Origin of the sequence: Brevibacillus borstelensis, from assembly GCF_003710865.1 — a bacterium.
GTDB classification, from domain to species: domain Bacteria; phylum Bacillota; class Bacilli; order Brevibacillales; family Brevibacillaceae; genus Brevibacillus; species Brevibacillus borstelensis.
The window spans coordinates 1-465 of the sequence record NZ_RHHO01000099.1 but is presented as its reverse complement, the minus strand read 5'-3'; the positions used below and the strand labels follow the sequence as shown (position 1 = coordinate 465).

1 protein-coding gene is annotated in these 465 nt (G+C 47.3%); it reads left to right on the top strand.

What is annotated here, in order from left to right:
- Positions 1-465 (top strand): D-alanyl-D-alanine carboxypeptidase family protein (locus tag EDM54_RS26025; RefSeq protein ID WP_148040240.1); only part of this gene is annotated, 465 nt, incomplete at both ends.

Here is a 465-nt window from a genome sequence, read left to right as displayed (position 1 = left end):
TCCGGTCAGTGAATACGCGTTTTATATTGCCAAAATGCCAGATTCTTCGGGCGTCTATCTAAATATGGGGGAATCCCATACCGTTAAAGAATTGTACAAGGCAATGGCCGTCGTATCTGCCAATGATGCGACTGTACTTCTGGCGGAAAGAATAGCAGGCAGTGAACCAAACTTTGTCGCGATGATGAACAAGAAAGCCCAGGAACTTGGGATGAAGAACACGAAGTTTGTTACATCGACCGGGCTGCCTGCCAATGAGCTTGGCCCTTACTCCGTAAAAACCGACCAAACAGAAAACTTAATGTCTGCACGTGATTCGGCCATTCTGGCTCGCGCTCTGATCCGCGACTTCCCGGAAGCGCTGGAAATTTCTAAAATTCCTCGTCTTACCTTCCGGGCAGGTATGCCAAATGAGATGAAAAAGCCAAACTACAATTGGATGCTGCCGGGACTAAACCAATATTA